This window comes from Nostoc sp. TCL26-01 (genome assembly GCF_013393945.1).
GTDB lineage: Bacteria > Cyanobacteriota > Cyanobacteriia > Cyanobacteriales > Nostocaceae > Trichormus.
The window spans coordinates 4430798-4456149 of record NZ_CP040297.1 but is presented as its reverse complement, the minus strand read 5'-3'; the positions used below and the strand labels follow the sequence as shown (position 1 = coordinate 4456149).

At 40.1% G+C, this 25352-nt stretch carries 18 protein-coding genes and 1 tRNA gene; 11 read left to right on the top strand and 8 right to left on the bottom strand.

Annotation, left to right across the window (positions count from 1 at the left end):
- The first annotated feature begins 78 nt into the window (after nucleotides 1–78).
- Nucleotides 79–1257 (top strand): sulfate adenylyltransferase, encoded by a 1179-nt coding sequence (sat, locus tag FD725_RS19300; protein WP_179049637.1) that lies wholly within the window; start codon nucleotides 79–81, stop codon nucleotides 1255–1257.
- A gap of 238 nt (nucleotides 1258–1495) precedes the next feature.
- Nucleotides 1496–3613 (top strand): caspase family protein, encoded by a 2118-nt coding sequence (locus FD725_RS19295; RefSeq protein WP_179049636.1) that lies wholly within the window; start codon nucleotides 1496–1498, stop codon nucleotides 3611–3613.
- Nucleotides 3614–4098: 485 nt separating this feature from the next.
- Here FD725_RS19295 and FD725_RS19290 read toward each other — a convergent pair whose 3' ends face one another.
- The 3 genes from FD725_RS19290 to psaM form a co-directional block, all read right to left on the bottom strand.
- Nucleotides 4099–5388, bottom strand: coding sequence for a cation:proton antiporter (locus tag FD725_RS19290; RefSeq protein ID WP_179049635.1), 1290 nt, complete (start codon nucleotides 5386–5388; stop codon nucleotides 4099–4101).
- 498 nt (nucleotides 5389–5886) lie between these two features.
- Complete coding sequence (locus FD725_RS19285) at nucleotides 5887–6303, bottom strand: hypothetical protein (protein ID WP_179049634.1); 417 nt, start codon at nucleotides 6301–6303, stop codon at nucleotides 5887–5889.
- A gap of 1014 nt (nucleotides 6304–7317) precedes the next feature.
- A complete protein-coding gene (gene psaM, locus FD725_RS19280) occupies nucleotides 7318–7413 on the bottom strand; it encodes a photosystem I reaction center subunit XII (protein ID WP_179049633.1) in 96 nt (31 codons plus the stop codon).
- Nucleotides 7414–7571: 158 nt separating this feature from the next.
- Here psaM and FD725_RS19275 point away from each other — a divergent pair, with 158 nt between their 5' ends.
- Nucleotides 7572–8825, top strand: coding sequence for an FGGY-family carbohydrate kinase (locus FD725_RS19275; protein ID WP_179049632.1), 1254 nt, complete (start codon nucleotides 7572–7574; stop codon nucleotides 8823–8825).
- A 143-nt stretch (nucleotides 8826–8968) separates the two neighbouring features.
- Here FD725_RS19275 and FD725_RS19270 read toward each other — a convergent pair whose 3' ends face one another.
- The gene (locus FD725_RS19270; protein ID WP_179049631.1) at nucleotides 8969–10255 is read right to left on the bottom strand and encodes an APC family permease; all 1287 of its coding nucleotides are present in this window, start codon (nucleotides 10253–10255) and stop codon (nucleotides 8969–8971) included.
- Nucleotides 10256–10429: 174 nt separating this feature from the next.
- A complete protein-coding gene (locus FD725_RS19265) occupies nucleotides 10430–11389 on the bottom strand; it encodes a ribonuclease Z (RefSeq protein ID WP_179051596.1) in 960 nt (319 codons plus the stop codon).
- Nucleotides 11390–11840: 451 nt separating this feature from the next.
- Between FD725_RS19265 and FD725_RS19260 the strand changes: the two genes are divergently transcribed.
- The 5 genes from FD725_RS19260 to FD725_RS19240 all read left to right on the top strand — a co-directional run bounded on the left by FD725_RS19260 (nucleotide 11841) and on the right by FD725_RS19240 (nucleotide 19840).
- On the top strand, nucleotides 11841–12791 hold the full coding sequence (locus FD725_RS19260; RefSeq protein WP_179049630.1) for a response regulator: 951 nt from the start codon (nucleotides 11841–11843) through the stop codon (nucleotides 12789–12791).
- An 894-nt stretch (nucleotides 12792–13685) separates the two neighbouring features.
- Nucleotides 13686–15806, top strand: coding sequence for a hypothetical protein (locus FD725_RS19255; RefSeq protein WP_179049629.1), 2121 nt, complete (start codon nucleotides 13686–13688; stop codon nucleotides 15804–15806).
- Nucleotides 15807–15815: 9 nt separating this feature from the next.
- Nucleotides 15816–17195 carry a hypothetical protein gene (locus tag FD725_RS19250; RefSeq protein WP_179049628.1) on the top strand — a complete coding sequence of 460 codons (1380 nt, stop codon included), beginning with the start codon at nucleotides 15816–15818 and terminating at the stop codon, nucleotides 17193–17195.
- Between the two features lie 20 nt (nucleotides 17196–17215).
- The gene (locus FD725_RS19245; RefSeq protein WP_179049627.1) at nucleotides 17216–18721 is read left to right on the top strand and encodes a hypothetical protein; all 1506 of its coding nucleotides are present in this window, start codon (nucleotides 17216–17218) and stop codon (nucleotides 18719–18721) included.
- A 12-nt stretch (nucleotides 18722–18733) separates the two neighbouring features.
- A complete protein-coding gene (locus FD725_RS19240) occupies nucleotides 18734–19840 on the top strand; it encodes a hypothetical protein (RefSeq protein WP_179049626.1) in 1107 nt (368 codons plus the stop codon).
- Between the two features lie 227 nt (nucleotides 19841–20067).
- Here the strand turns inward: FD725_RS19240 and ruvC are convergent, their stop codons facing one another.
- Nucleotides 20068–20559, bottom strand: a complete 492-nt coding sequence (ruvC, locus tag FD725_RS19235) for a crossover junction endodeoxyribonuclease RuvC (protein ID WP_179049625.1) — start codon at nucleotides 20557–20559, stop codon at nucleotides 20068–20070.
- Nucleotides 20560–20732: 173 nt separating this feature from the next.
- Here ruvC and yvcK point away from each other — a divergent pair, with 173 nt between their 5' ends.
- Together yvcK and tsaE are read left to right on the top strand one after the other, a co-directional pair.
- Entirely contained in the window at nucleotides 20733–22106 is a 1374-nt protein-coding gene (gene yvcK, locus FD725_RS19230) for a gluconeogenesis factor YvcK family protein (protein ID WP_179049624.1), read from the top strand.
- A gap of 232 nt (nucleotides 22107–22338) precedes the next feature.
- The gene (tsaE, locus tag FD725_RS19225) at nucleotides 22339–22794 is read left to right on the top strand and encodes a tRNA (adenosine(37)-N6)-threonylcarbamoyltransferase complex ATPase subunit type 1 TsaE (RefSeq protein WP_179049623.1); all 456 of its coding nucleotides are present in this window, start codon (nucleotides 22339–22341) and stop codon (nucleotides 22792–22794) included.
- 421 nt (nucleotides 22795–23215) lie between these two features.
- Here tsaE and FD725_RS19220 read toward each other — a convergent pair whose 3' ends face one another.
- Together FD725_RS19220 and FD725_RS19215 are read right to left on the bottom strand one after the other, a co-directional pair.
- Complete coding sequence (locus FD725_RS19220) at nucleotides 23216–23368, bottom strand: hypothetical protein (protein ID WP_179049622.1); 153 nt, start codon at nucleotides 23366–23368, stop codon at nucleotides 23216–23218.
- 914 nt (nucleotides 23369–24282) lie between these two features.
- Nucleotides 24283–24355, bottom strand: a tRNA-Ala gene (locus FD725_RS19215).
- Between the two features lie 59 nt (nucleotides 24356–24414).
- Here FD725_RS19215 and FD725_RS19210 point away from each other — a divergent pair.
- Complete coding sequence (locus FD725_RS19210; RefSeq protein ID WP_179049621.1) at nucleotides 24415–25329, top strand: rhodanese-related sulfurtransferase; 915 nt, start codon at nucleotides 24415–24417, stop codon at nucleotides 25327–25329.
- Nucleotides 25330–25352: the final 23 nt, after the last annotated feature.

Genomic DNA, 25352 nt, shown 5'->3' with positions numbered 1-25352 from the left:
CTCTGTTCTCTGTGTACCAGCATTTTGATAACCTGTACATAGTATGCAATTACATTTCTTGCTAAGAGGGGATTAAAGTTGAGCCAGCATTCAGATGCCATTGCACCGCACGGTGGAGAGTTGGTTAGTCGCATTGCCACACCAGAACAGAAGCAAGAGTTTCTTTCTAAGGCTGAGTTTTTGCCGCGAGTGCAACTTGATGAACGCGCCGTTTCTGATTTAGAAATGATTGCTATTGGGGCTTTTAGTCCCCTGACTGGTTTTATGAACCAGGAAGACTACGATCGCGTCGTGACAGAAATGCGTTTAGCTAACGGTCTTGTGTGGTCAATACCGATTACACTGTCGGTAAGCGAAGAAGTAGCTGCCTCATTAATGGAAGGTAGCTTGATTCGTTTGGATAATCCCAAGGGTGAGTATATTGGGGTTTTGCAACTCACACAAAAATATCGCTACGATAAAAATCACGAAGCCATTAATGTCTATCGTACTGATGATGCCAAGCATCCAGGGGTAAAGGTACTCTATAACCAAGGTGCTGTGCATCTTGCTGGTGATATCTGGCTATTACAACGCGATCCCCATCCCCTGTTTCCTGCATACCAAATTGATCCTCTGGCTTCACGGCAAATGTTTCAAGAGAAAGGTTGGAAAACTATAGTTGGTTTTCAAACCCGCAACCCCATTCACCGCGCCCACGAATACATCCAAAAATGTGCTTTAGAAACTGTGGATGGTCTATTTTTACATCCTTTAGTCGGGGCAACTAAGGAAGATGATATTGCAGCTGATGTCAGGATGCGCTGCTATGAAATCTTGCTAGAACATTACTACCCAGTAGATAGGGTGATTTTAGCAATTAATCCAGCCGCCATGCGTTATGCAGGGCCGAGGGAAGCAATATTTCACGCTTTAGTTCGCAAAAACTACGGTTGTACTCACTTTATCGTCGGACGGGATCACGCTGGCGTAGGTGACTACTACGGTACTTATGATGCTCAATATATCTTTGATGAATTTGCCCCTGGTGAGTTGGGAATTGTACCGATGAAATTTGAACACGCTTTCTACTGCACCCGTACGAAACAGATGGCGACAAGTAAAACTAGTCCTAGCAAACCAGAAGAACGCATCCACCTATCAGGAACAAAAGTCAGAGAAATGCTACGTCGTGGTGAATTACCCCCACCAGAGTTTTCCCGCCCAGAAGTAGCAGCAGAATTAGCGAGGGCGATGCGAGTTCAGGTTTTGGCGTGAGAGAGTGAGAAGTGAGAAGTGAGGAGTGGGGACAAGGAGACAAGGAGACAAGGAGACAAGGAGAAAATAGTTGTATAGGTTCTTTCCCCCCATCCCCCCTCTCCCCATCCCCCCATCCCCCCTCCCCCCTCCCCTTACCCTTCTCGCAAAAATCATCGTTCACTGGTAAAGTATATTTACACTCCAGACTTCAGCCCTATAAGCTGTTAGCTGACGAGCTGAGGACTGATGGCTAATTATGAAGCGTCGGACTTTTTTACAACGGATTGGCTCAATACTCGCAGTGTTGGGTGTGACTGAGACTGAGTGGTTGATGTTGAGCGATCGCTATTATCAAGCTTTAGCACAACCTACGCCACGAAAACTAGCATTATTAGTTGGGATTAATCAATATCGCCACAGTCCTACCTTGAGTGGTTGTCTGACTGATGTGGAATTACAAAAAGAATTATTAGTGCATCGGTTTGGCTTTCAGGGGTCTGATATCCTGACGTTAACTGACGAACAAGCTAGCCGAGAATTTATTGAAGCAGCTTTTTTAGATCATCTTGTGAAACAAGCTAAATCTGGTGATGTGGTAGTCTTCCACTTTAGCGGCTATGGTACACAAATCACGGTAGAATCTGAGCAGTTAAAGAATGCTTTAGTGCCGACTAATGAGAATCAAGCCGCACAAAATTCTCAAATAGCTGAATATTTACTAGAAGAAACCTTACTCTTATTGTTGCGATCGCTGCCTACAGATCATGTGACAGCTGTCTTGGATACTAGCTATTATCCCACTCCTCTCCAGCCTACTGGGTGGCGAGTTCGCTCTCGTGCAGATTCCCCAGAGGTAAAGTTAGTTAGTGGAGAGATTGATTTTCTCCAACAACTGAAGACACAAAATTTAGACCTCAATTCCACAGCCATCTTATCAGCCACAGCTGATCCCCAACAATCAGCTAGAGAAATACTCATGTCTGGTTTTAGTGCTGGGTTATTTACTTATGCTTTAACACAGCAACTTTGGCAGTCTACTCCCAAGACAACTATTCAAGTCAGCCTGTCTCATGTAGCCAATTCCGTACACCAATTAGGCAGTAAACAGCAACCAGGGTTACTGAGTCAGAAGAAAAATCAACCTGCTATCACCTTTGAGAATTTGCTCTTAGATCACGCTACTAGTGCCGAGGGAGTGATTCTGGCTATAGAAGATGATGGCAAAACAGCCTTGATCTGGTTGGGAGGACTACCCGCCCAGGTACTAGAATATTATGGTGTGAATTCTCGACTTTCCTTAGTGACAGGAGAGCAGTTAGTATTGCGATCGCGCACAGGATTAACTGCTAAAGCGATAATAGCCAAAACAGGAGAAATAATTCCCCTCCAAGCCGGGCAACTGCTGCAAGAAACTCTGCGGGTATTACCGAAAAATATTAACTTAGCAGTAGCCTTAGATACAAGTTTAGAGAGAATCGAAAGAGTCGATGCTACCAGCGCCTTGACGGGAATCTCACGCTTTTCTAGCGTCGTTGTCGGTGAACAACCAGCCGATTACGTGTTTGGTAAGTTACCACAAAACCCCAGTCGTTATGGTTTATTTACTCCAGGTGGTGAACTCATTCCCAATACAGATGGCGGAGTTGGGGAGGCTGTGAAAGTAGCAGCGCTGAGGCTATCATCAAAATTGCTCACCCTGTTAGCGGCGAAGTTGTGGCGACTCACAGAAAATCAAGGTTCTTCCCGTTTACCAGTCAAGGTGACACTGGAGATTGTTAACAATATATCGCCCAGATTGGTGTGGCAACAAGAAACAGTCCGGAGTCTCAACAATGAAACTACGCTCAAAAAACCTCCCGCTACTGTGGTAATACCTATCGGTAGCCGGATACAGTACCGAGTGCAAAATTTAAGCGATCGCCCAATCTATTTTATGCTTTTGGGGTTAAAAAATCATCGTACAGCGATCGGTCTTTATTCTTGGCAAACATCTCCAGAACCCAACAATCCCGATAATAAACCCCAACTCCAGCAAGTAGCGATCGCTCCTCATGAGACTATGACTTTACCACAGGCTGCACCCACATCAGGATGGGTAACTTCCGGGCCAGCTTACGAATGCGAACACCAAATCATTCTCAGTACTGCACCCTTCAACAGTACCTTAGAAGCCTTAGACAATGCTAAATATTCCACAGGAGATCAACAGCCTATTGGCACATTGGTAAATCCCCTAGAAATTGCCCAAGCACTACTACAAGACTTGCACAATGCCAATACTATCAAATCTGAGATGAATGGCACAGCAACAGATTCATACATCTTAGATGTCAACAATTGGGCAAGTTTCAACTTTAGCTTTCAAGTAGCATAATATGTAAGGATTCAGGAGTCAGAATACAGGAGTCAGAATAGTTCAAATTCTCATATTTGATGAGTAAGCTAATATTCCTAAACCCTGATTAATTCTGACTTCTGACTCCTGGGTGCTGAATTCTTACCCTAATATTATAGGACTTACCCTGCATTTCTCACAAAACGGTAGGGGCGGGTTCATGAGATATTCGTGAATGATTGAAGCATATTTGTGAACCCGCCCCTACAGCCTCTGTAATTCGGTTTTATCAATTTCGTGAGAAATTCGGGTTACGCAGTGTCCCCAAATTTTCTAGCTTTTTTGTCAATAGTCAACAGTCGAAAAAACTTGATTTTGACTATTGACTATTGACTATTGACCACTTTTAGAAGGATTTATTGGTTGAGTGCGTAAGTCCTATATTTAGATGCGTCAGTTCGAGAAAACCTAGCTGTACCGAGAAATTATTCTTACTGACGCATCCTACTAACTTCTAACTTAAATTAAACAGCAGCTTTTTCGTACTCTGTACCATTCAATAATAGAGTTAGCAGTGGTGATGCCATCAGGGTTGTGACAATCGCCATAATTACCATGATGGTAAATAACGTGGGAGTAATCACCCCTTGTTCTAAACCGATATTGAGGATAATTAACTCCATTAAACCGCGAGCATTCATTAAAGTACCAATAACTGCTGATTCTCGCCAATTCTCTTTAGCTAACTTTGCTGCTAGCATACAAGCAACACCTTTACCAATAATAGCGATCGCCACAATCAAAATAGTAATGCCCCACAAAATTGGTGTGTTGACTAACCCGATTTGGGTGTTAAGTCCAGAGAAGACAAAAAATATCGGCAAGAGAAAGGAAGTTGTCAAAAATTCCGTGTACTGGCGGATTTGTTCACCAAATTCTCCTCGTGGTGTTACTGCACCCAAGATGAATGCACCAAAAATTGCATAGATACCCGTGACATCAGTAAACCAAGCACAGAACATTAATACAATCAACAATAAAGTGAGGATTTGCCGACTTACACCACCATCTCGTCTTGTCAACGTCACAAATTTACTCAGCAGAGGCTGACCGATGAAAATTGCCAATAGCACGTAAGCAATCCCGCCACCGATCGCTAGAATAGCAATACTGCTAGAATTTTTTACACTAGCCAGGACAATTGCCAGTAAACACCACGCCACACCATCATCAACTGATGCTGCACCTATAGCTAATGTACCAAAGCGGGTTTTTGTCAAGCCCTTTTCGTAAAGGATGCGAGCTAGCATGGGAAATGCTGTAATAGTCATGGCCGCACCCATAAACAAAGCACCAGACCACAGTGTAACTTTAGGTTGGAAAAATTCGCCATTACCATGTAACCAGAAAGAAGCGATCGCACCTAAAATAAAAGGCGTAATAATCCCCGCCGCAGATAAAATTCCTGCACTTTTGATATGGTGTCTGATGAGTTTGGTATTAAATTCCAACCCAATGAGAAACATATAAATTGCTAACCCAATTTGGCTAATAGCATATAAAATCGACATCGACGGATTGGGTATTTTCGTCCCTAATGCAGTTAATATCGGTAGCTTGGGAAATAGCCATTGCTGAAATTCTGGTGCAATCAAACCCAGTAGCGAAGGGCCTAGCATCACACCTGCGATCATTTCACAAACAACATCAGTTTGACCAAGATAGCGTTTGCCAAAAATTGTGACAATGCGACAAGTAGCTAAAATGACTGTCAGTTGCAAAAATAACTTAATCACCAGATCGAAATTTGACATTGTATTTCCTTGGTCATGAGTGAAGATTGGGAGTTAAGCTGATACGTGCCTCTAGTCAAGAGTCAATAGTTAATAGTTCAAAAAAACTTAATTTTGAACGCCAGTCCACACAACCGGGAAAAATACGCAAAGATATACATCGGGTTTACAAGATCATGTTGGATGACGCAAAGCCTCCAACGCCATTTGCTACAACGCGGGAAACCCGATGCCAGTTTGCACAAGTCGGGAGACCCGCCCATGCAACTGGCTCCGCAACGCAGGGCTGCCCCAACCTACTAATGACTAATGACTAATGACTAATAACTAATGACTAATAACTAATAACTAAATAACTATTAAATAATTTATTTATGCAAGTAGTTGTTAGGTAGATGAGGAAAGTAACCCATAATTAAACATAGATATTAAGAGAATTTCAAGGCTATTTCCATTTGGCTGACGTTCAAGGCGCAAGCCTGTCCCTGGTGCTGAATTTCCCATTCTAGATCATAATTTTTAGGGTAAGGAAGATGGCGTATCTATTTCTGCTTCCTCTTGATTAGTCAAGACTATCGGCATCTGATTAGGTGCAAATTTGTATCCTTGCTGTTGCCTAATGCTATTAGTTTGACTGGGATCAAAATTCCGGTTTAGCTGTGTTTGTAAAGTACTGACCCGTTTTTCCATTTGCTTAACTTCAGTATGGACTTCCTGCAACTTATCTTGCTGTGACCATTGATAGGGTAAAAGTTGCGTTAAGGCAGATGCGGCGGCGGCAGAAATTGCAAAATTTACTGCTATCTTCGCTGTGGTTTCTATTGCCATCACTCGGTAAGAACGCTGACGTAGATGCCGTTTGGGACGAGGGACAGCACGATGTTGCGGTTGTGATTGTGGTTGTTGTGGAGGTTGAGAAGGTTGGATAGCGTTCATGATGCTTAAAAGAAATCACCTGATTGAATAGCTGAGTCGTCAATAGCTTACTAGCAATAATGACGGCTAAGATTAGCTGACATATTACTTCATTTTTTCCCAATTGCTACACGTATGATATTTGTTAAAAAAATACAAAACACACGTAGGTAACTGGTTGGCATAATTGTATCTAAATAGAATTCAGGAGTCAGGAGTCAGAATTCAGTTGGGTATTCTGTACGACTGGCGGATGAATAAACGGGTTTAAGACCCCCGCTAAATCAAAGATTTACCAGTCTTCAATTTAGTGGGGGATTCAGATCCGCCACTAATTGATTCTGACTTCTGAATTCTTCTTCAAGAGATTCAGCCACCAGTATTTGGAAACTGCACCTTATCTGCCAGGATTATTATTCTTTTAGTAGTGAATGTCAATTCCGAGTTGCAGTCTCACTGATGAACTTACTGTTACTGTATAATGTCCAATTTAGTGTTTACTGATTTGTGGGAATTAAACCATTCCAAAGTATCAATAAAAACTTACATTTGTCAATTTTAATCCGTTAATACAAGCTGAATCGTCAATAAAGCTCAGAACTTAAATTGATTCAGATTGGGTCATAGCTTACGGCGATCGCTTTAACTCTGGCATATCACTTTTGCTAACTTAAATAATATTACGTAAGTCATTTGTATAAAAAAATCAACTATTTACTCACTTGTTAGAGAACGTTGGAAAAGTTTGTTTCTTTGTCATGTTGAATGCAGCGTAGCGGAATGAAACATCTCGGTATGTACCACAAAACCTAGATTCTTCCTTACGCTCCAGTCAGAATGACATTTTTATACCTACTGAAACTTTTCAAACATCCTCTTAAACACAATAATCCAGACTGTCTGGACTATTGTGTTTGAGCATCAGCAACTTGACATCACACCTAGCTTTTTGGGTAACTGCTCATTAAAAGTTTTCATGATTAGTGTCCAACTAGATGTGACACCTTGCCACACTCATGATGTTGCTTTTTAGCCTTACTTGTAGAGTTCTGTTGCTAAACGCCAAGCCAGAATACCTGGAATTAGAGCCACAATCAGAGCAATGTACACTTGAGTATCGGAAATAGGCATGGGAAGAAACCTCCTAAACTTAAATCAATTTTGAACAGTTTCGTTTACTACTTTTCCTTGTTTCTCCAGCATTTTGGAATATCTTGTAACAAGATGCAACAAAAGCAGTTATTAGTCAGTAGTCTTAGTTATTTTTCATTAAAAAAATTTATAAAACTATGAATTTTTATTTGGGGATCGACTTTGGGACATCTGGTGCTAGGGCAGTAGTCATTGATGCGGCTGGTAATATTCAGGCACAAGTGCAGTATCCTTGGCAAACCAAGGATAATTTTAGCTTGGTGTCTAGTTGGCAGGAAGCTTTATTTAGCTTACTCACACAAATCCCAGAACAAGTGCGTCGAGAAGTGAAGGCGATCGCTATCAACGGTACTTCGTCTACAGTCTTATTATGCGATGCCACAGGTACACCAGTAGACACACCTTTACTCTACAACGATGGGCGGGGATCATCTGTGCTAGCAGGTTTGAGAGATATTGCGCCCCCAAATCATACGGTTTTAAGTGCCACCTCCAGCTTGGCTAAGTTGTTGTGGATGATGCAATTACCCTCCTTTAGCGAGGCGAGATATTTCTTGCATCAAGCCGACTGGCTAGGATTCCTCCTACATGGCAAGTTAGGTATCAGCGACTATCACAACGCCTTAAAACTGGGATATGACGTAGAAAAATTACAGTATCCAGAATGGTTAGAAAGCCTAAACATCCCCATTTATCTCCCCCAAATTCTACCGCCTGGAACACCGGTTGGAGAATTGCGTCCCCAAATAGCCCAGCAGTTTTTATTCCCACCAGATTGTTTAGTCTGTACTGGTACAACTGATAGTATTGCGGCGTTTCTAGCCAGTGGGGCAAAATCCCCAGGGGAAGCTGTCACCTCCCTTGGTTCCACCCTAGTCCTGAAACTCTTAAGTCGCACCCGTGTAGAAGATGCGCGCTACGGAATTTACAGCCATCGACTTGGTGATTTGTGGCTCACTGGTGGTGCTTCTAATACAGGTGGGGCAGTATTACGAGAGTTTTTTACAGATACTCAATTAGTAAATCTCAGCCGTGAGATTGATGAGAGTAAAACTAGCGAGTTAGATTATTATCCCTTATTGCAGGTAGGCGATCGCTTTCCCATCAATGATCCCCATTTACCCCCAAGACTCACACCCCGCCCAGATAACCCAGTCGAATTTCTCCACGGATTATTAGAAAGTATTGCCCGCATCGAAGCCCAGGGCTATGAGTTATTACAAAAATTAGGTGCAGACACCCTAAATCACGTCTACACCGCCGGTGGTGGAGCAAAAAATCCCACCTGGACGACTATTCGTCAACGCCATCTCCAAGTACCTGTAGATTCCTCCCACAACACAGAAGCCGCCTATGGTACGGCGTTGCTGGCGATGAGTGCTGAGTGCTGAGTGCTGAGTTGTGAGTGCTGAGTTGTGAGTGAAAAGACAATAACTAATAGCCCTTCTTTCTCCCTCACTCCCGGTTACTGAGCGTAGTCGAAGTACACTCCCTCACTCTCTTACTTCCCTACTCAGCACTCAGCACTCAGCACTTACATCACTACCCTCCGTACTTTATGCCAGATTAAACCAGCCGCAATTAAGCCTAAACCCACTTGCCAGATAGTAGACTCTACCCAAAAAGCTAAGAATAGACAAGATAAAAGACCAAGCCAACCTACCCATGTGGGGTAAAGTCGCTCTGATGGGGGGAGTTTTAAAGCGGCGAAATTGGTGATGGCGTAGTAAATCAGCACACTAAAGGCACTAAAAGACCATGTAGTTTTCACATTACCCAAGAGTACCAAGAAAGCGATCGCTACTCCCACAACTATCACCGCCCAGTAGGGTGATGTCTGTTCTCGATTCAATTGTGCTAAAAATTTTGGTGCATCGGTGCGTCTTCCCATGGCCAGTAAGACACGAGATAAACCCAAAATCAAATTCAACAGCACACCCAACATTGCAGTTATCGCCCCAACAGCCAAAACTATGGCCGCACCCGAACCTGCTACACTTCGTACCACCACTTCCAAAGGTGCAGCTTTCGCCACTCCCGTAGCACTAGTGAAAGCATCCGCACCAACAGCCGCTATTCCCACCGTTGCTACTGCTATGTACAGCAACATCGTCAATATTAGACAGACAATCATCGCTTTGGGAATAGTTTCTCTGGGAGACCGTGCCTCCTCACCCATTGTGGCAATACGTCCATAACCCGTGTAAGCCACAAACATCAAAGCACTAGCATGAAGTACATCCCCCAAAGAACCAGTAAAAAAAGGAGTCAAATTGTCCGCACCTTGCCCTAAAGCACGAGGTAGACAAGCAACAACAAAAACCCCTAAAGATACCAAAGTAACTAAGACAATTACTGTGTTAGCCAGATTAGAACGTTTAATCCCACTCAACACAACCAGAGTCATCACCACTACAGCTAAAATAGCTGACGGTACAACCCAACTAGTATCCCAACCCAAAATGTTAAATAAGTAACCAGCAAACCCCAAAGCCGCAGTTGCCGCCGAGGCTGTCTTAGCTACTAAAAACATCCAACCTGCAGTAAAACCAAAAGCCGGCGTAAGATATTTATAACCATACTCATACGTACCACCACTGACCGGGTGATTAGCGGCTAACTGGGCGCTATTCAAACCATTGCAAGTAGCCACAATTGCCCCAATCACCACAGCCAAAACAACCGCCGGGCCAGCAATCCCAGCCCCAATTCCAATACTAACAAATACACCCGTACCAACAATCGAACCCAATCCCATGAGAGTCGCACCAAACACCCCCAACTCTCTTTTTAACTGAGGTGGTGAATTAGTAATGGACATTCTGTAATGTCTCCCTATTTATTAAGGCAATAGTTATTGGTCAATAGTCAATAGTCATTAGTCATTAGTCATTATTTCTTCATTTTGAATTTTGCGGAAAGTAGGTGGTGTCGGTTTCCGTCCCGCCTAACTTTCCAAGACGAATTTTGAATTGATTTTGCACTCAGCACTCCTTTAAACACTTACCTTACTGAGTGTAACTTCTCTCCGCCTCGGCACATCATAAATCATGAAATCATGAGCCATATCTGTGTGGGGAAAAATGGCACGGGCTTCTTGGAGTAAATCTTTTAACTCTATGGGGTTGCCGGGAGCATAACGAGGGCTAAAATGAGTCATTAGTAAACGACGCACTCCAGCAGCTAAAGCTGTTTGTGCTGCCATTGTGGTTGTGGAATGTAATCGCTGAAAAGCCATGTCTGCATCTTGATGAGCAAAGGTAGCCTCATGAATTAATACATCGGCATCTTGTGCTAATGCCACTGCCCCTTCACAATAAACTGTGTCTGTACAATAGGCCATCTTACGACCAATTTCTGTGGGGCCACACAAGTCAGCACCATTAATCACACGTCCGTCAGCTAGAGTGACTGTTTCACCGCGCTTGAGTTGACCATAAATTCTCCCAGGAGGGATTTGTAAAGCTTTAGCCTTTTCTACGTCAAACCGTCCTGAACGGTCTTTTTCTGCTACACGATAACCAAAAGCGGTGATGCGATGATGTAAAGCATTACAACTGACGGTAAATTCTTCATCTTCATAGATGACTCCTGGACGGACGGTATGAACTTTAATTGGGTAAGAAAAATGGGTATGAGAGTAACGGGAAGCTGTTTGGATGTAGTCATTCAGTCCGGCTGGGCCATAAATATCAACTCTATCCACATTGCCAGCCAAACCACAACTAGCCAGCAGTCCCATTAAGCCAAAAATATGATCACCGTGCATATGGGTAATAAAAATCCGGGACAGTTGGCTAATTTTTAGGTCACTCCGCAAAATTTGATGCTGAGTCCCTTCACCACAATCAAATAACCACAACTCTGCCCTCTGTGGTAATCTGAGTGCCACACTGGAAACATTGCGCCCTCTAGTAGGTACACCAGAACTTGTCCCTAAGAATGTAATCTGCACGGCGTTTTCTAGCCTTTTCTTTGCTATTTTTACAGTTCTGCTTTCTATAGTGGCATGGTTGTTGAGTAATTGACTCACTTGTTTTTAATCTAGACTCTCAAAAAGCTTTGTCTCTACTCTCCATCTCACCGGTTGTTTGTGAGTTAGTGCAGTAATAGTTACAACTCAAAGATCCAAACTTGAAGATTCAGTATCAAATGAAACCATTGCGAAATAAAGAATGTATCAATTTGCTAGAAAAATCAGATGAAACTTGGTTACAAAAATAAAATTATGCAAATATTGCAAAAAACCAAGCTGGTCAATAATTCCCCCTAGATACAATTAGCACGTCTTCTATTTTGTAACTCCTAATATATGTGGGTGACTAACACGCTCAGTAAAATTAACCTGAAGCAATTTGTTAACACTCACTGAGGCTAAGAAAACTCTGTTGGTGTGTGTGACCTTCATGCCTAACCTGACTGTTCTGATTTTAGAGGATGAGCCAATATGGCTAACATTACACAAAGACCAGTTAGAAAAAGCTGGCATCCATTGCTATGCTACCCAAAATGCCAATGAAGCTATCGAGTTTGCCATAAGATATAACGTCAAGATAGCTTTGATCGACGAAATTTTGTTTGTTTCTCCTGGACAAGCAGGAGAATTGCAAGGCTTGCAAGGAAGAGGGGTTCTGCGTAAGATTATTCATCATGGTTTAGACACAAAGTTTATCTTCATTACCGCCTCACCTTATAACAAAGGTCAGTTCAATGAGCCAGGATTTTGGCGCGAGTATGTATCTTTAAAAATCCTGCCCGGAGTTGTCGAAGTCATTAACAAACAGGAAATCGAACATAATTTAGAGGAAACTTATGAGCGAATAATTAACATTATCCACAATCTCAATCAAGAGCCTCATAAGACCAGCCCAATTAATTGGGATAAAACTCCAGTCGTACGAGTTTTTCAATTAGTAAAAAACCTGCGTGTCGATTTGAGTACCGTCTTGTTCAAATTCAATTTCAACTTCAATATTAATTTAGAGGGGCAACCAGAGATGTCTACAACTAACATTAATTTACCCAACAGCACCGGTGTATTCAACATCAACAATCAGGCAGTTAACGGTAATCAAATCGGAGTACAAAACAATCATTACACAACTCAAGATTTAGAAGCTGCTCAGGAAATAGACGCAGTACTTGAGGATTTATCGCCAAACTACCCTATCCAGACAGATGCACAAAAACAAAGGTTTGCTGAGGCTTTTAGACGGGAAATTGAACAGAGGCCACAACTGATGACTAAGATTATAGCTGCCATTAAATCTGCTGGAATCGAAGCATTTAAGCAATTGTGTAGTCACCCCGCAGTTGACGTAGCACTTGCTGCATATGAAGGATGGCAAAATCCGTAATTGCTGAACGTTAGATTCTTGTCCTAGAGGATAGTCTAAATTGTGGTAGTGTGCTAAACCCCATCACTTACCACAATTGACGAAATCCGCAGTTACAAGTATTCATTCTTGAGATTAATGTCTCAGAATTTCCTGAAAGTTGCTGATATCAACACTACAGAGGCAGAATTAGCAACTCAGTGCTTGTAACTAGGTTACAAGTATTTATTTGAGCGATCGCCTACATCTCTGATAGCATCATCACTAGAGCATTTAAGGCGCAAAATAGCTTTCGTTGTAACTTGCATAACTGTTACATAATTTTCGTCTCTCAATTAGAGGTGATTAAAGCAGTGTCCAAGTATACAATCATGTCACTAGGCAAAGGCGATCGCTCTTTCTCTAATTTACTAAATTTTAATATAATTAAACAAGAAAAACATTTTATTTTCTCTTAATTATTACATAACATTTAATTTTACTATATAAGAATCCGATTTAATTTATGGACTTATTTGTCTGGGCGGGAAATAAGCAATAGGTAAGAGCTTATTAAATGTGTCTTGAGTTTTTATCTCCTAGCGCAGAATACGCAAAAAATTAAATACTAGTCCTATATAGCATTTCCTAATCTGCTGAGGTACTAAGTACATCGTTAAATAAAATTGGGTAATCTCCGCGCTCTTCCGCGTTTTCCTCAGTGCTCCCTGCGTTGAAAAACATTGTTTCTGTACCTCACTTACCTGAAAATCACTATATATGCAGATACTTATGAAATTAGGTTTTAAAAAACTTACAAAGCCTATTAAATATATAACAACTGTTTTAAAATATAAAATGCTATCAACCATAATCAACAATTTTAACTTTGCAGAGAAAATAAAATTATAAAATAGGAGTATATTTAAATACATTATGACTTCTAACCCATATTTCGTCAGTTATGTAGAAAGTATACAAGAATCTTTAGCAGTTTTTTCTATGACTGATGCTGAAGCCGCGAGATGTATGCAAATGAGTGATTCCATTAACAATTATCAACCTAAGTTTTTAATTTGTGAAATTTTGTTTAATTACAGATATCAAGAAAATGGTAAATCTGTTATTAAAAGAAGATTTGACCCTCATGTTTCTGACAGATTGTTAAACACCTTTCAACCAGAATCATTATTAGATGATGTCAGAAGATTATACGCTAATGCTCAATATCGCAATTTAGATTGGCAATCAGTTAAGTGGCAAAGCCCAGAGTCTGATGAGTTTGGTGTCTCAAATTTAGCCCAAGACATGAAGATTCTAGATGAAATTTTTTACAATAAAATAGAAAATTTAGAGATAGGTGCAGTTCTTTCACAATCAGACTTAGATGAAATCAAGCGGATCATTACAAAATTAATTAAAAGGTATGAAATAGAGTTTATTCCTACTAATTTTGGAGCTACAGCTATTATTTATGAAGCTTGGAAATTAGGTCATCTTTATTCTTTAGGAAATTATGAAGTAGATTCACGTAAATTTCAGCAAATGATTGATGGGCTATTTATTTGCGATAAACGACGCAACACCAAAAATTTTTTATTGACAATGGCTAATAATTTAGGTCTAAAACATTTAATAGAAATTGAAAAGAGTAAACTGAGAAATGGCAAAATTTGGACACGGAGGTTATACGATGATCCTTCTCAATCTTGGTTTGGTTGCGTAGAAAGGTCTTTAATTCATAAAATGGACTACCAAGATGACCAGAGATATACGGCAGATGATTATCTGATTCATTATCCCATCATCATTGACAATTACTGGTTTGTCGGCATGGCATATCTATTTGCTAAATGGGACAATTCTGTGAATATGAGAAATCCACAGCTTTTAGATAAACCAGAAATTTTTCAAAGAGAAAAATATTTTAAACTATACAACGTTATTCAAAAAGTTTCAGAAACATTGAAATTTTCTTTGAAGTTTGATGCGTTATCGAAAGTCCAATCTAATTTAAATAGTCAGTTAGAGTTGAGTGATTTATTTTTAGAAACAGTAAAAGATTACTTTGTGTGCTTTAACGTTTCTAAAACTGGGGAACCGCCCAATAAATCTACGACTAATGAGATGTTAGTTTATTCTAATCATGGGGTTGATATTTATGCTCCTTGCTGGTTAACAGAAAAACATAAAGATTTAATTCACGAAGAATTAGATGTCAGCAAAAAAATAGTAGGAATTGATATTCCTAAGTTATATGAAGAACTACAGCAAAAGATGCAAAAAGCTAAAGAAATTCAGATGGTTTCTAGAGAAGAAATAACTAAACAAGTAGCACATCAATCTGCCGGCTTAGTGGCTGAAGTTTGGGATGATCCAGCCAGAACTTCACTTAAATTAAGCACGGAATCATCTCTTTGGCAACTAAAATCTCTCATAGATATTTGGGGTAATTCTGACCTCAAAGTATCTAAAAATATTTCTGAAGAGCCAGAACCTGATTTTCCTGAGTGGGAAGCTTTCACCAATAAACAAGTTTTTCATGAGTTGATTAATATTAGTCTACGTCATGCCTTAAGACGTGCTACTTATACTCGGACATCAAAAGAAAGAACTGATGAGCAAACGCAACAATATGATATAAAAACAGTTGATCGAGCTTTAGAAATATCAGGAAAGTTAGAAGCAGTAACTGTATTTAGTCATGAGATTTTAGAAAAACCTTTGGAGGAAGCTATTGAGTGGTTGGATAGAGATTACCCAGAATGGCTGAGATGGCGAGGATTTGCTATTTGTTTTCATCATTGCTTTTGGCAAGCAGCGTATCACGCCTTTCGGGCTAAATGTGCTGGTCAATCAAGTCCATATCTATGTATACAGGTGAGTCATAACCAAGTAATAATTAAAAATTGCAAAATAATTAAGTCATTCCAAAATAAAGACCTACATGATAGCCAGTTTTTTGAATTTATAAATAAACGAATGCAAGGCATTTTTAATATCAAAATATTAGATATAGAAAATGATTTTTGGTATACAGTAATCAGTAAAAAATAATCTTTATTTATGTTAAAGCTAATTGAGTATTTTAGTCAAGATAAAAGATGTGTGGGATATGTCTGGAAGCAAGATCAAGGACAAAAAGTAATAGTTGTTATCGATGACTGCTTTAGATTAGTGAAATATGATCAACCGCCTAATGCACACGGCTATGGTTTAAAAGTTATTTTTGATAAACTTAGCCGTTATGATGATACACTAGCGATTGGTTTTTTTGATTTGCCTCAATCGACTGAACCTGAAGACATTCAATTAATTATCAATACTATAAAATCTTGGGTTATTGAATTAGATACTCAACACTACAAACTCTATTTATTAGTAGATTATTTTCATGGTCAAGATATGCAGGAAAGCAAAGCACATGGTTTAGAAGTTGTTGATTATTGGTATGAACATCAACCATTACAAGCTGAAAAAATTGCTCATTTAAGTATAGGTGGTGGAGACTTACGCAATCCTCATAATCTAGAGTGTTTCCGCAAAACCTCAATTCATGAGCATAAAGAAGATCATAAGCTGCTACCGCAAGAGCTTTTACATTGGTTAGATATTGAAGAACACCCACTTTCTCAACTGTGGCGTTACTCTGATAGATGGTTTTTAAATGATGAAAGAACAACTCTGGTGAAGCATGACTTTGCCGAAGTGAGAAAGTTCTTATTTAAAGCAGAAAATGATGATGATGAGAGTAGTGATTATCAAGCTAAGGAATATAAAAGAAAAATTGGACAGGCTTTACAACTAAATATACCTAATGTTTGGTGGGAAATTGAAGAATCAGCTAATAATATTCATGAGTCTTTAAAGTGTCTGGCGGGAGCTTTTTTCTGTGGACAAACAAATATTAATGCCAAGCGCAATATTTCTGTTGGTGCTGCTTATTTAATAGCCTTGATGGCTCATCAGAAAGTATATGGAAATATAGATGTATTTACACAAGATGCTGATGCTTGGAGTCATTGCTCACAAACTAGTAGCCCAGTTTTTGCTTTACAGGATCAAGAAACTGCACGCAAATCAGCGATCGCACTCTATGATCTGTTCTTTTGTTTATTTACACCCCGCAAGCAAAATGATTATCAAGAACATTCATCCGGAAATTCTTTAGTACGGAATGTATGCTTTTATAAAGCAGGTAAAGTTCTCAGAATTCAGCTTAACTGGAATGCTCAAAAACCCTCATCAGATCGCTCAGAAAGTCTGGCTCAGAGTATCAAGGGAATTCTTAATCAGCCGACCATAGATACTTATCAATTTGCTCAAAATACTAGAAATGCTTTTTGTAATTTATTGCGTCAAATAGCAATTAGTGAGAGTGGGTTTATGGGTCCAGGTACTATCTATATGGAAGCAGACACATTAGTAATTGCTTCTACAAAGTAAACAGAAATTACCATGAATAGATGATGAATAATATATCTTTAGATCAGCCTCCCCTAACTGCTTGTGTAATTTGCAGAGATAATAGAAGTTCTCTCTGGGCAGAGATTTTGTTAAATAACTTTCATGAAGTATATGTGATTGCTTCCAACAGTGATTATCGAAAATTTAATCATAGTGATACAGAGGGCGTAATTATCCCGGAGAGTAAATTGCCTCAGTCCGTAGATGCAATATTTTTTCACTCTAGTGATCATCTGCTTTGGCGTAATTGTCCTGTGAAATCTCAATATATTTTTGAGTTCAATACGCCTGGTACGCCTGAAGTCCAAGAAGGGATACTGCCGATATTACGGCAAACAGCACCTGATTTTGCGATTAAATCAAAAGATATTCAAGAGATAGCTAATTATATAACAGGAAAATATTTAAGTTTACCTGTTATATGCTGCCAAACTTTAGAATTATTGCCAGCCATATCACTACTTTGTCAGGCTTATTTAACAGTCTATTTACAGCAACCAAAAGTATGGGATTCATCATGGTGGCTACAAGGTTTAGGGATTTATGAGTATAACCAAAATCAAGGCGATCGCCTAATGAGTGCATTAGATAGTGAGTGGCAAATAACCAGGAGAAATAACCATGATAAACAAGAGATTATTACTTTAATCAAGCATATTTGTTTATTAATCAATTCTGTAAAACCCATCACTCCAGATATAGTTAAAGCAGCCCATCAAATTCTCAGTCCTCAGCCATGTTTACAACCTATAGATTTATCTTCACTTCCCATTCCAGTGCAGTTTAATTCCATCCTAGCAATTAAAGGTAGCCGCACAAGTACCGCTACAGCTATGGTAGTGTCTACCTTGCTACGAATTCCCATTTTCTTGATTGATGAAAATAAATATCGACATCATCGTAAGACTAATAAAAAATCTGTTATCGTCATCACAGAAAGCCAGTTGTCACACATACCAAAACTGAGATTAGAAGGCTTTAGTGGTGCTGTTTTAGTGTTAAGTTCCACTCCTTTTTCGCTCTTAAAGCAGCAGTATAGAGTTTTGCGCTTTGGAGAAGGTTCTCATGATTGTTTTGATACTCACACAGCACTTCCTCTCTTGCTCAATCAGCTAGCCAAGCTAGTACCTCTAGAACCAGAAAACTTGCAATTCCTACAAAAAGAATTAAAAGCTGTGCAGAAAATGAGGAATATGCAAATAACATCATGTCTGGAGAATATTAAACATCTGAAGAAGTTACCTCATGAAGATGCAATGAGAATCAAAGAGATAGAACAAGCTATTGAACAATGGCGAGCAGATGCTCGTGTAGCTTGTCATACAGTTGTGAAGATTGGAGATGAAAATAAACAATTACAACAGCACTTGCAAACAGCACTCAACAATATTAGTATTCAGGATCATGAACAAAGATATCAAGCGATAAATAAACTGGAGACAGCATTCAATCATTTGCAAGATTTATTGCAGGCTACTGGGGAAAAATTTATTTCTTCTTATTAAAAGGGTGAGAGTGTGATTGATTCAGCTATTTTAGTATTAGATGATGATGAACGTTGGCTAGCACTGCATGAACGGCGTTTACAACAAGCAGGTTTTCGCTGTCATTCGACTCAAGATGCTACAGATGCTATCAAAATAGCAAAGACTAACTCATCTATTAAGTTTGCACTAATTGATGAGATCCTTTATGTCCCTCCTGTTCCTGTAGCCGAGGAGCAACGGGAACTTCAGCGATGGCAAGGAAAGGGTGTTATTAGAGAAATTAGCACTCAACGCCCTGATATGAAAATTATCGTGGTGACAGCAGCGCCGGTTTCCCGTTCTCATGGTGATAACCAACTATTTAGACAAGAAACAGCAAAGCTACGGCGACAAAAAGGGGTTATTGATATCATCCACAAATCAGATATCGATGACGATCTTGAGAGTTCTTATGGCTGGCTCATAGACTTACTTAAACAGCCTGACTCTTCGGAAAAAGCTACTATCACTATACCAAAAGTTTTAATTGGTTTAGGGGTACAAAGTGCTGTATATGAAGTTGTAGCTGAAGAGTTGAAAATGGCTAAAAAGCAATATTTGCCTATAGCTGCGTACTTAAAAATAGTCAAACAAAAACAAAAAACACTGGATGAATTGTGGAACGCGGCTGAGGAGAAATCTGTACTATTAGAAATGCGTGGTTCTAAAAAACTTGACCAGATCAAGGAGATTAAAACTAGCTCAAGTGCTTTCAAAATATTAGCTTTTTTGGCAAAAAAAACGGTACTGCAACATGAAGTAATTATTCGTGAGCAAGATTATCATTGTTCACGACGTAAATTAAAAAGGCAAGTAGATAACATTCCTAAAAATGATCCTTTAGCTGTGAAAGATTTTGCCTTTGGTCATGATACAGATGGTAGATTGCGTTTGCGTACTGGAGTGCAACTAGAAGGTAGCAGCAACCAAAATTCTCCTCTGAAAGTAGCCATAAGCAGATTACGTGACCTATTAAGTAAAGTCAATGTAGGTCGTGCCGACAAGTTACTTCCGTATGAACAAGAGTATGGAGGTTATCAGCCTGGGTTTGAATTAGGTATTGTTCTTTACAAAATAAAAAAAGAGGCTAGAAGCTAGAGGAACGAAACCCAATATTTTCTAAAGCAACGCACCGCCAATGAGATTAAGACGGTGCGTTACTTCGTTAACGCACCCTACAAAAATAAAAATCTATCGCCACATTTAAAGCTTGCCACGCCACTAGAGGAACACAACCCAATATTTTCTAAAGTGTTAGGTTAACGCTATGGCTCAACCCAACCTACACAATTTAAGGTTTTTAACGCTAACTGAACCTTATTGACCTATAACTGAAACGAGGCTGCCAAAGCTACAGCCAAAGCATCAGCCGCATCGTCTGGTTTAGGAATTTGCTCTAAATCTAACTCTCGTGCTACCGCCTCTTGCACTTCTGCTTTATCAGCATTACCGTAACCTGTTAAAGCTTGTTTAATTTGAGCTGGGGTGAATTCCACATAGGGTAAATTGTGCTGTGCCAAGACTAACATAAGTACACCTCTAGCTTGTGCCACAAGGATAGTACTTGACATACGATAGAAGAAGAGTTTTTCAATTGCAACCAAATCTGGTTGTATATTGTCAATCAGGGTGTGCAAGTCATCGAACAAAATACACAACCGTTGTCCTACTTCCATATCTGCTGAGGTGCTGATCACTCCAAAATCCAAGGTATTTACTGTTGTACCCTGTATTTGGGTGGGGCTGGTTTTGTAAGTAATTGCCCCAAAGCCTAGAATTGCGAGTCCGGGATCTAATCCTAAAATTCGTTTTTCCATTAAATTCTCGTTTACCAAGCCAAGTTATAGTTTTTTAGATAACACTGGCAAATTTGATGACTTGCTTCTAGTCTAGATGGAATTCTTGATTCCATAACTTCATGCTTGGTGTTAAAACCAGTTAGTGTACGTTTTCTGTTATTTATTGTTTGTACCACGGCTCCAAATCAGGTATGTCAATCGGGTTTCTCAGACAAGCACTCCACGCGCTGCAACAACAGTCCCGCAGTCGAACTTCCTATCGGGTGAACCAGTGGTTCAAATGGTTATCCCCTGGACTATCGATTAAACGTTGGTTATTGATTAGTGTTGGGGGTGTGCTTTTGGCCATTCTGGGGTTAGCTATTTGGGTAAAGCTGACCCCAATTTTTTGGATGTTGGAGTTGATTAGGGGTTTTTTAGGAGCCATAGCCAACATTTTACCCAACTATATCAGCGGCCCTTTAGTGATTTTGGGTGGTCTGTTGTTACTTTTGTGGGGACAGACGCGCACCGTCGGTTCCATCACTCAGGTACTAAGACCAGCAGATGCGGAAGAAGAATTAATTGATGTCTTGTTAGCCCATCGTCGATTGTATCGGGGGCCAAAAATAGTTGTCATTGGTGGCGGTACAGGACTGTCTACATTACTCAGAGGGTTAAAAACCTATAGTGCTAATATTACAGCGATCGTGACGGTAGCTGATGATGGTGGATCTTCTGGGCGATTGCGTCAGGAGTTTGGTGTTTTACCACCAGGAGATATTCGCAATTGTTTAGCAGCTTTGGCAGATGAGGAAAAGTTATTAACAGAATTATTTCAATATCGCTTTCGGGCTGGGGATGGATTGACAGGCCATAGTTTTGGCAATTTGTTCTTAACAGCGATGAGTGAGATCACTGGTGACTTGGAACAGGCTGTGGCGGCTAGTTCTAAGGTGTTGGCGGTGCGAGGACAGGTTTTGCCTGCAACGTTGAGTGATGTGCGTCTCTGGGCAGATTTAGCCGATGGTCGCCGGATTGAGGGTGAATCTAGCATTCCCAAGGCTGGTGGTAAAATTGTGAAAATTGGCTGCTTTCCTGCCAACCCTCCAGCTTTGCCAGCAGCGATTAAGGCGATTAAAGAAGCTGATTACATTATTATTGGCCCTGGTAGTCTTTATACTAGTTTGATTCCTAACTTACTGGTGACAGAAATTGCTGATGCGATCGCCGAAACACAAGCCCCCCGCATTTATGTCTGCAATATCATGACCCAACCAGGGGAAACTCAAGGCTATACTGTTGCTGACCACATCCGCGCTATTGACAATGCTTGTGGGCAAAGACAACTGTTTGATGCTGTACTAGTACACAAAAAATCTCCCTCGGCTCAATCACTCATCCGCTATGCCCAACAAAATTCCCATCCTGTTTTCTTCGATCGAGAAGCTGTATCCCAACTAGGCAGAAGAGTTGTCTTAGCTAACGTTTTATACGAAGATGAGACTGGTTTTGTCCGTCATAACCCCCAGAAGCTAGCACGAGTTTTGTTGAAGTGGTATGGTGGCACACATCATGGGAAATGAGTTGTTTGATCATTGGTCATTGGTCAATTGTAGAACTTACGCACCGAAGATAAAAACCCTTACTAGGGTGATCAATAGTCCATAGTCAATGGTCAAAATTAAGTTTTTTTGGACTATTGACTATTGACCATTGACAAAAAGTGCGGGAAATCGGTGACACTGCGTAAGTCCTGAATTGTTTTTGTCTTCTCTAGCCTCTAGACTCTAGCCTCTCTCTTTAAGACAGTAAATTATGAAAATTCTTCTGGCTGATACAGCAGCGACGCTAAAGTTAGGTTTCATGCTTGGGCAAACTTTGAGTGCCGGTAGTGTAGTTTTGCTAGAAGGTGATTTGGGGGCTGGTAAAACTACACTAGTTCAAGGCTTGGGTAAAGGTTTAGGCATTACTGAATCGATTGTCAGCCCTACTTTTACTTTAATTAATGAATATATCGAAGGACGTATTCCTCTTTATCACCTTGATTTATATCGCTTAGATGCACAGGAAGTTTTAGCTTTAAACTTAGAAATTTACTGGGAAGGTGTTGAAGTGAACCCAGGTATTGTAGCGATTGAATGGGCAGAACGAATGCCTTATAAACCCAGTAGTTATATTCACGTAGGTTTAAACTACGGTGATGATGGTACTCGTCAAGCTGAAATTACGCCATTCAATTGTAATATCAGTGAATTCACTACTAATATCTAAATGGCTTGGCTGAAAATTGGGTAAAAACGCTCTCCAGTACTTCAGTAGTATTAGGTTTGCTATTTCAGTAAAGTACCTTTGTGGCGCTAGTAGCAATAATAAAAAATTCAACCCAAAGTACATTAGTCTGTTCCTAAATTTATCAGCACTACTAGCGTTATACCCAATCAAGCTCTACTTGATGATGATAAAAATTTTACCGATAGTCGAGGAAGAATTTGACACTCGTCCTATCTACCACTACCGCGTTCATCACAAAAATTTACTAACATAATTGTCTTCATAATCTTAAAGTCGATGAATTACTCTTCAATAGAACATTTAGTTACATTTGCCATTTATCGTTTTCACAATTAATCTTGCTGTAGATAGATGATCACTACACTCAAGGTATCTTTTAGAAGGTTTGTGCAAGTGATATCTAGCAAGCTGCAAGATTTTTTAATACCTGATTTCTCAAAACATTAGATTGGTCTAAAATCTGGTCTAACCTGTCTTCTAGTGGAGCATCTAGTTGATTAGGCTCTAGGAAGACTTTGATTGAACCAATAAATACTGGTAAATTTTTTTTCATTTATTTGCACTCTGGTTATTCTCTTACCTAGTTTGGGTATTTTCTCTATGAATTGCGTCTGAACTTTGCTAGAACAGATGCTGATTTATTGTTTCTTGCTGGGTTTTGCTAAGTAATGCTAAGATTCTTAGCAATGTCTCTGTCGGAAACATTAAGCCATGAGAGATGTCAGAAATAGGTTTTAAGAGCTTACAAATTAAGTGCATATAAAATTTTTATATGTATAAAACATTGTTTTCACAAAAATTTGCCCGTTTACTTAACCCTATTTTTCTCTACAGTTATTCGCTAAAAAATCCGGATAGTTAAATCCAAAAAGCCAACAGAGACAAGTTAAAGGCTTACTAATTTCCGTACTAGCGGCCTAACCCATCCTCGTACTTAAGTGTTCCCAAAACTAATTCCGGATCTATACCCGTAAAGTTACTAATTGTTAATTTATAAGTTAAGTTAATATAAAGAAATTATTTTAAAATATATTTTTATGATAAATACGTCTCTTGCTGACTGATAAATCCATCTCTTATAGGACTTACGCAGTGTTACCAAATTTTCTGGCTTTTTTGTCAATAGTCAATAGTGAGATAGTGCGTTCCTGAGCCACCCCCGTGGGCGGGTTTCCCGCGCCACTTGCTACAACGGGGGTAACCCCCGCAACGCAGTGGCTTGACTTGAGGGAGTGGCGTGTCGCCTTGCGTCGGAAAGCAACTATCGTTAGCGAAGCGTTAGCGACGTTCGCGTAGCGTCTCCCCTTGGGAGAAGGAGCGTCACCCGTAAGGGTCAATAGTCCAAAAAAACTTGATTTTGAACGCCAGTCTGCACAACGTGGGAAACGGCTATAGTGGGTTTTGAGATCCGTGTTGGGTGGCGCTGCGCTCTACGCAACATGAATCTCATTAGGTATGAATTACTAATGGAGGTTAGCGGACTCGAACCGCTGACATCCTGCTTGCAAAGCAGGCGCTCTACCAACTGAGCTAAACCCCCATAAAATTAAAGTTAGTAGTCTCATCATATTAACTGAAAATTCTGCTTTTGACAAAGGGATGCACCAAGAAAATACTCAAATCGTTGCCACATTCTATAAATTTGTAAGTTTGTTGGATTTTGAACTCCAACAAGAGCCGTTGTTGTCATATTGTCTAGAAAAAGATATTAAGGGAACGATTCTATTAGCTTCAGAAGGGATCAACGGAACGATCGCAGGTTCGCGTCCAGCAATTGACTCGGTGCTGGCTTATCTCCGTGCTGATCCCCGGTTAGCAGACTTAGAACATAAAGAATCAACTGCTGACAACCCACCATTTGAACGGATGAAGGTGCGGTTAAAAAAAGAAATTGTCACTTTGGGTTTGCCGGAAGTTAACCCCAATCAACAGGTTGGTATCTATGTCAGCCCACAAGAATGGAATGATTTAATTACTGACCCAGAAGTTACCGTAATTGATACTCGTAATGACTATGAGGTACATATCGGTACTTTCAAAGGCGCACAAAATCCCCACACGGATTCTTTTCGAGAATTTCCCGAATATGTACGCAATAATCTCGACCCCAGTCAGCATAAAAAAGTAGCGATGTTTTGTACTGGTGGGATTCGTTGCGAAAAAGCTTCATCCTTCATGCTATCTCAAGGTTTTGCGGAAGTTTATCACCTCAAGGGCGGTATCCTCAAATATTTAGAAGAAGTCCCAGCAGAAGAAAGCTTATGGGAAGGAGAATGTTTTGTTTTCGATGAACGAGTAGCGGTGAATCATGGTTTGGAAATGGGAAGCCACAATTTATGTTTCTGTTGTGGACATCCCCTGCTGGAGGAAGATAAGTTATCAGCTAAATATGAGGAAGGTATTTCTTGTCCCCACTGTTTTGACACTCTGACTGAGGATAAAAGATTGCGCCAGCAGGAAAAATGGCGACAATATTTGTTGAAGAACAGGAGTGAGGGAGTGAGGGAGTGCTGAGTAAATAGTAAACAGTACTAACC

Excerpts from the sequence above, each read along its gene's own strand:
- FD725_RS19295 (WP_179049636.1), top strand. The coding sequence starts at position 1,496 with ATGAAGCGTCGGACTTTTTTACAACGGATTGGCTCAATACTCGCAGTG.
- FD725_RS19290 (WP_179049635.1), bottom strand. The coding sequence starts at position 5,388 with ATGTCAAATTTCGATCTGGTGATTAAGTTATTTTTGCAACTGACAGTC.
- FD725_RS19285 (WP_179049634.1), bottom strand. The coding sequence starts at position 6,303 with ATGAACGCTATCCAACCTTCTCAACCTCCACAACAACCACAATCACAA.
- psaM (WP_179049633.1), bottom strand. The coding sequence starts at position 7,413 with ATGCCTATTTCCGATACTCAAGTGTACATTGCTCTGATTGTGGCTCTA.
- FD725_RS19275 (WP_179049632.1), top strand. The coding sequence starts at position 7,572 with ATGAATTTTTATTTGGGGATCGACTTTGGGACATCTGGTGCTAGGGCA.
- FD725_RS19270 (WP_179049631.1), bottom strand. The coding sequence starts at position 10,255 with ATGTCCATTACTAATTCACCACCTCAGTTAAAAAGAGAGTTGGGGGTG.
- FD725_RS19260 (WP_179049630.1), top strand. The coding sequence starts at position 11,841 with ATGCCTAACCTGACTGTTCTGATTTTAGAGGATGAGCCAATATGGCTA.
- FD725_RS19255 (WP_179049629.1), top strand. The coding sequence starts at position 13,686 with ATGACTTCTAACCCATATTTCGTCAGTTATGTAGAAAGTATACAAGAA.
- FD725_RS19250 (WP_179049628.1), top strand. The coding sequence starts at position 15,816 with ATGTTAAAGCTAATTGAGTATTTTAGTCAAGATAAAAGATGTGTGGGA.
- FD725_RS19245 (WP_179049627.1), top strand. The coding sequence starts at position 17,216 with ATGATGAATAATATATCTTTAGATCAGCCTCCCCTAACTGCTTGTGTA.
- ruvC (WP_179049625.1), bottom strand. The coding sequence starts at position 20,559 with ATGGAAAAACGAATTTTAGGATTAGATCCCGGACTCGCAATTCTAGGC.
- yvcK (WP_179049624.1), top strand. The coding sequence starts at position 20,733 with ATGTCAATCGGGTTTCTCAGACAAGCACTCCACGCGCTGCAACAACAG.
- tsaE (WP_179049623.1), top strand. The coding sequence starts at position 22,339 with ATGAAAATTCTTCTGGCTGATACAGCAGCGACGCTAAAGTTAGGTTTC.
- FD725_RS19220 (WP_179049622.1), bottom strand. The coding sequence starts at position 23,368 with ATGAAAAAAAATTTACCAGTATTTATTGGTTCAATCAAAGTCTTCCTA.
- FD725_RS19210 (WP_179049621.1), top strand. The coding sequence starts at position 24,415 with ATGCACCAAGAAAATACTCAAATCGTTGCCACATTCTATAAATTTGTA.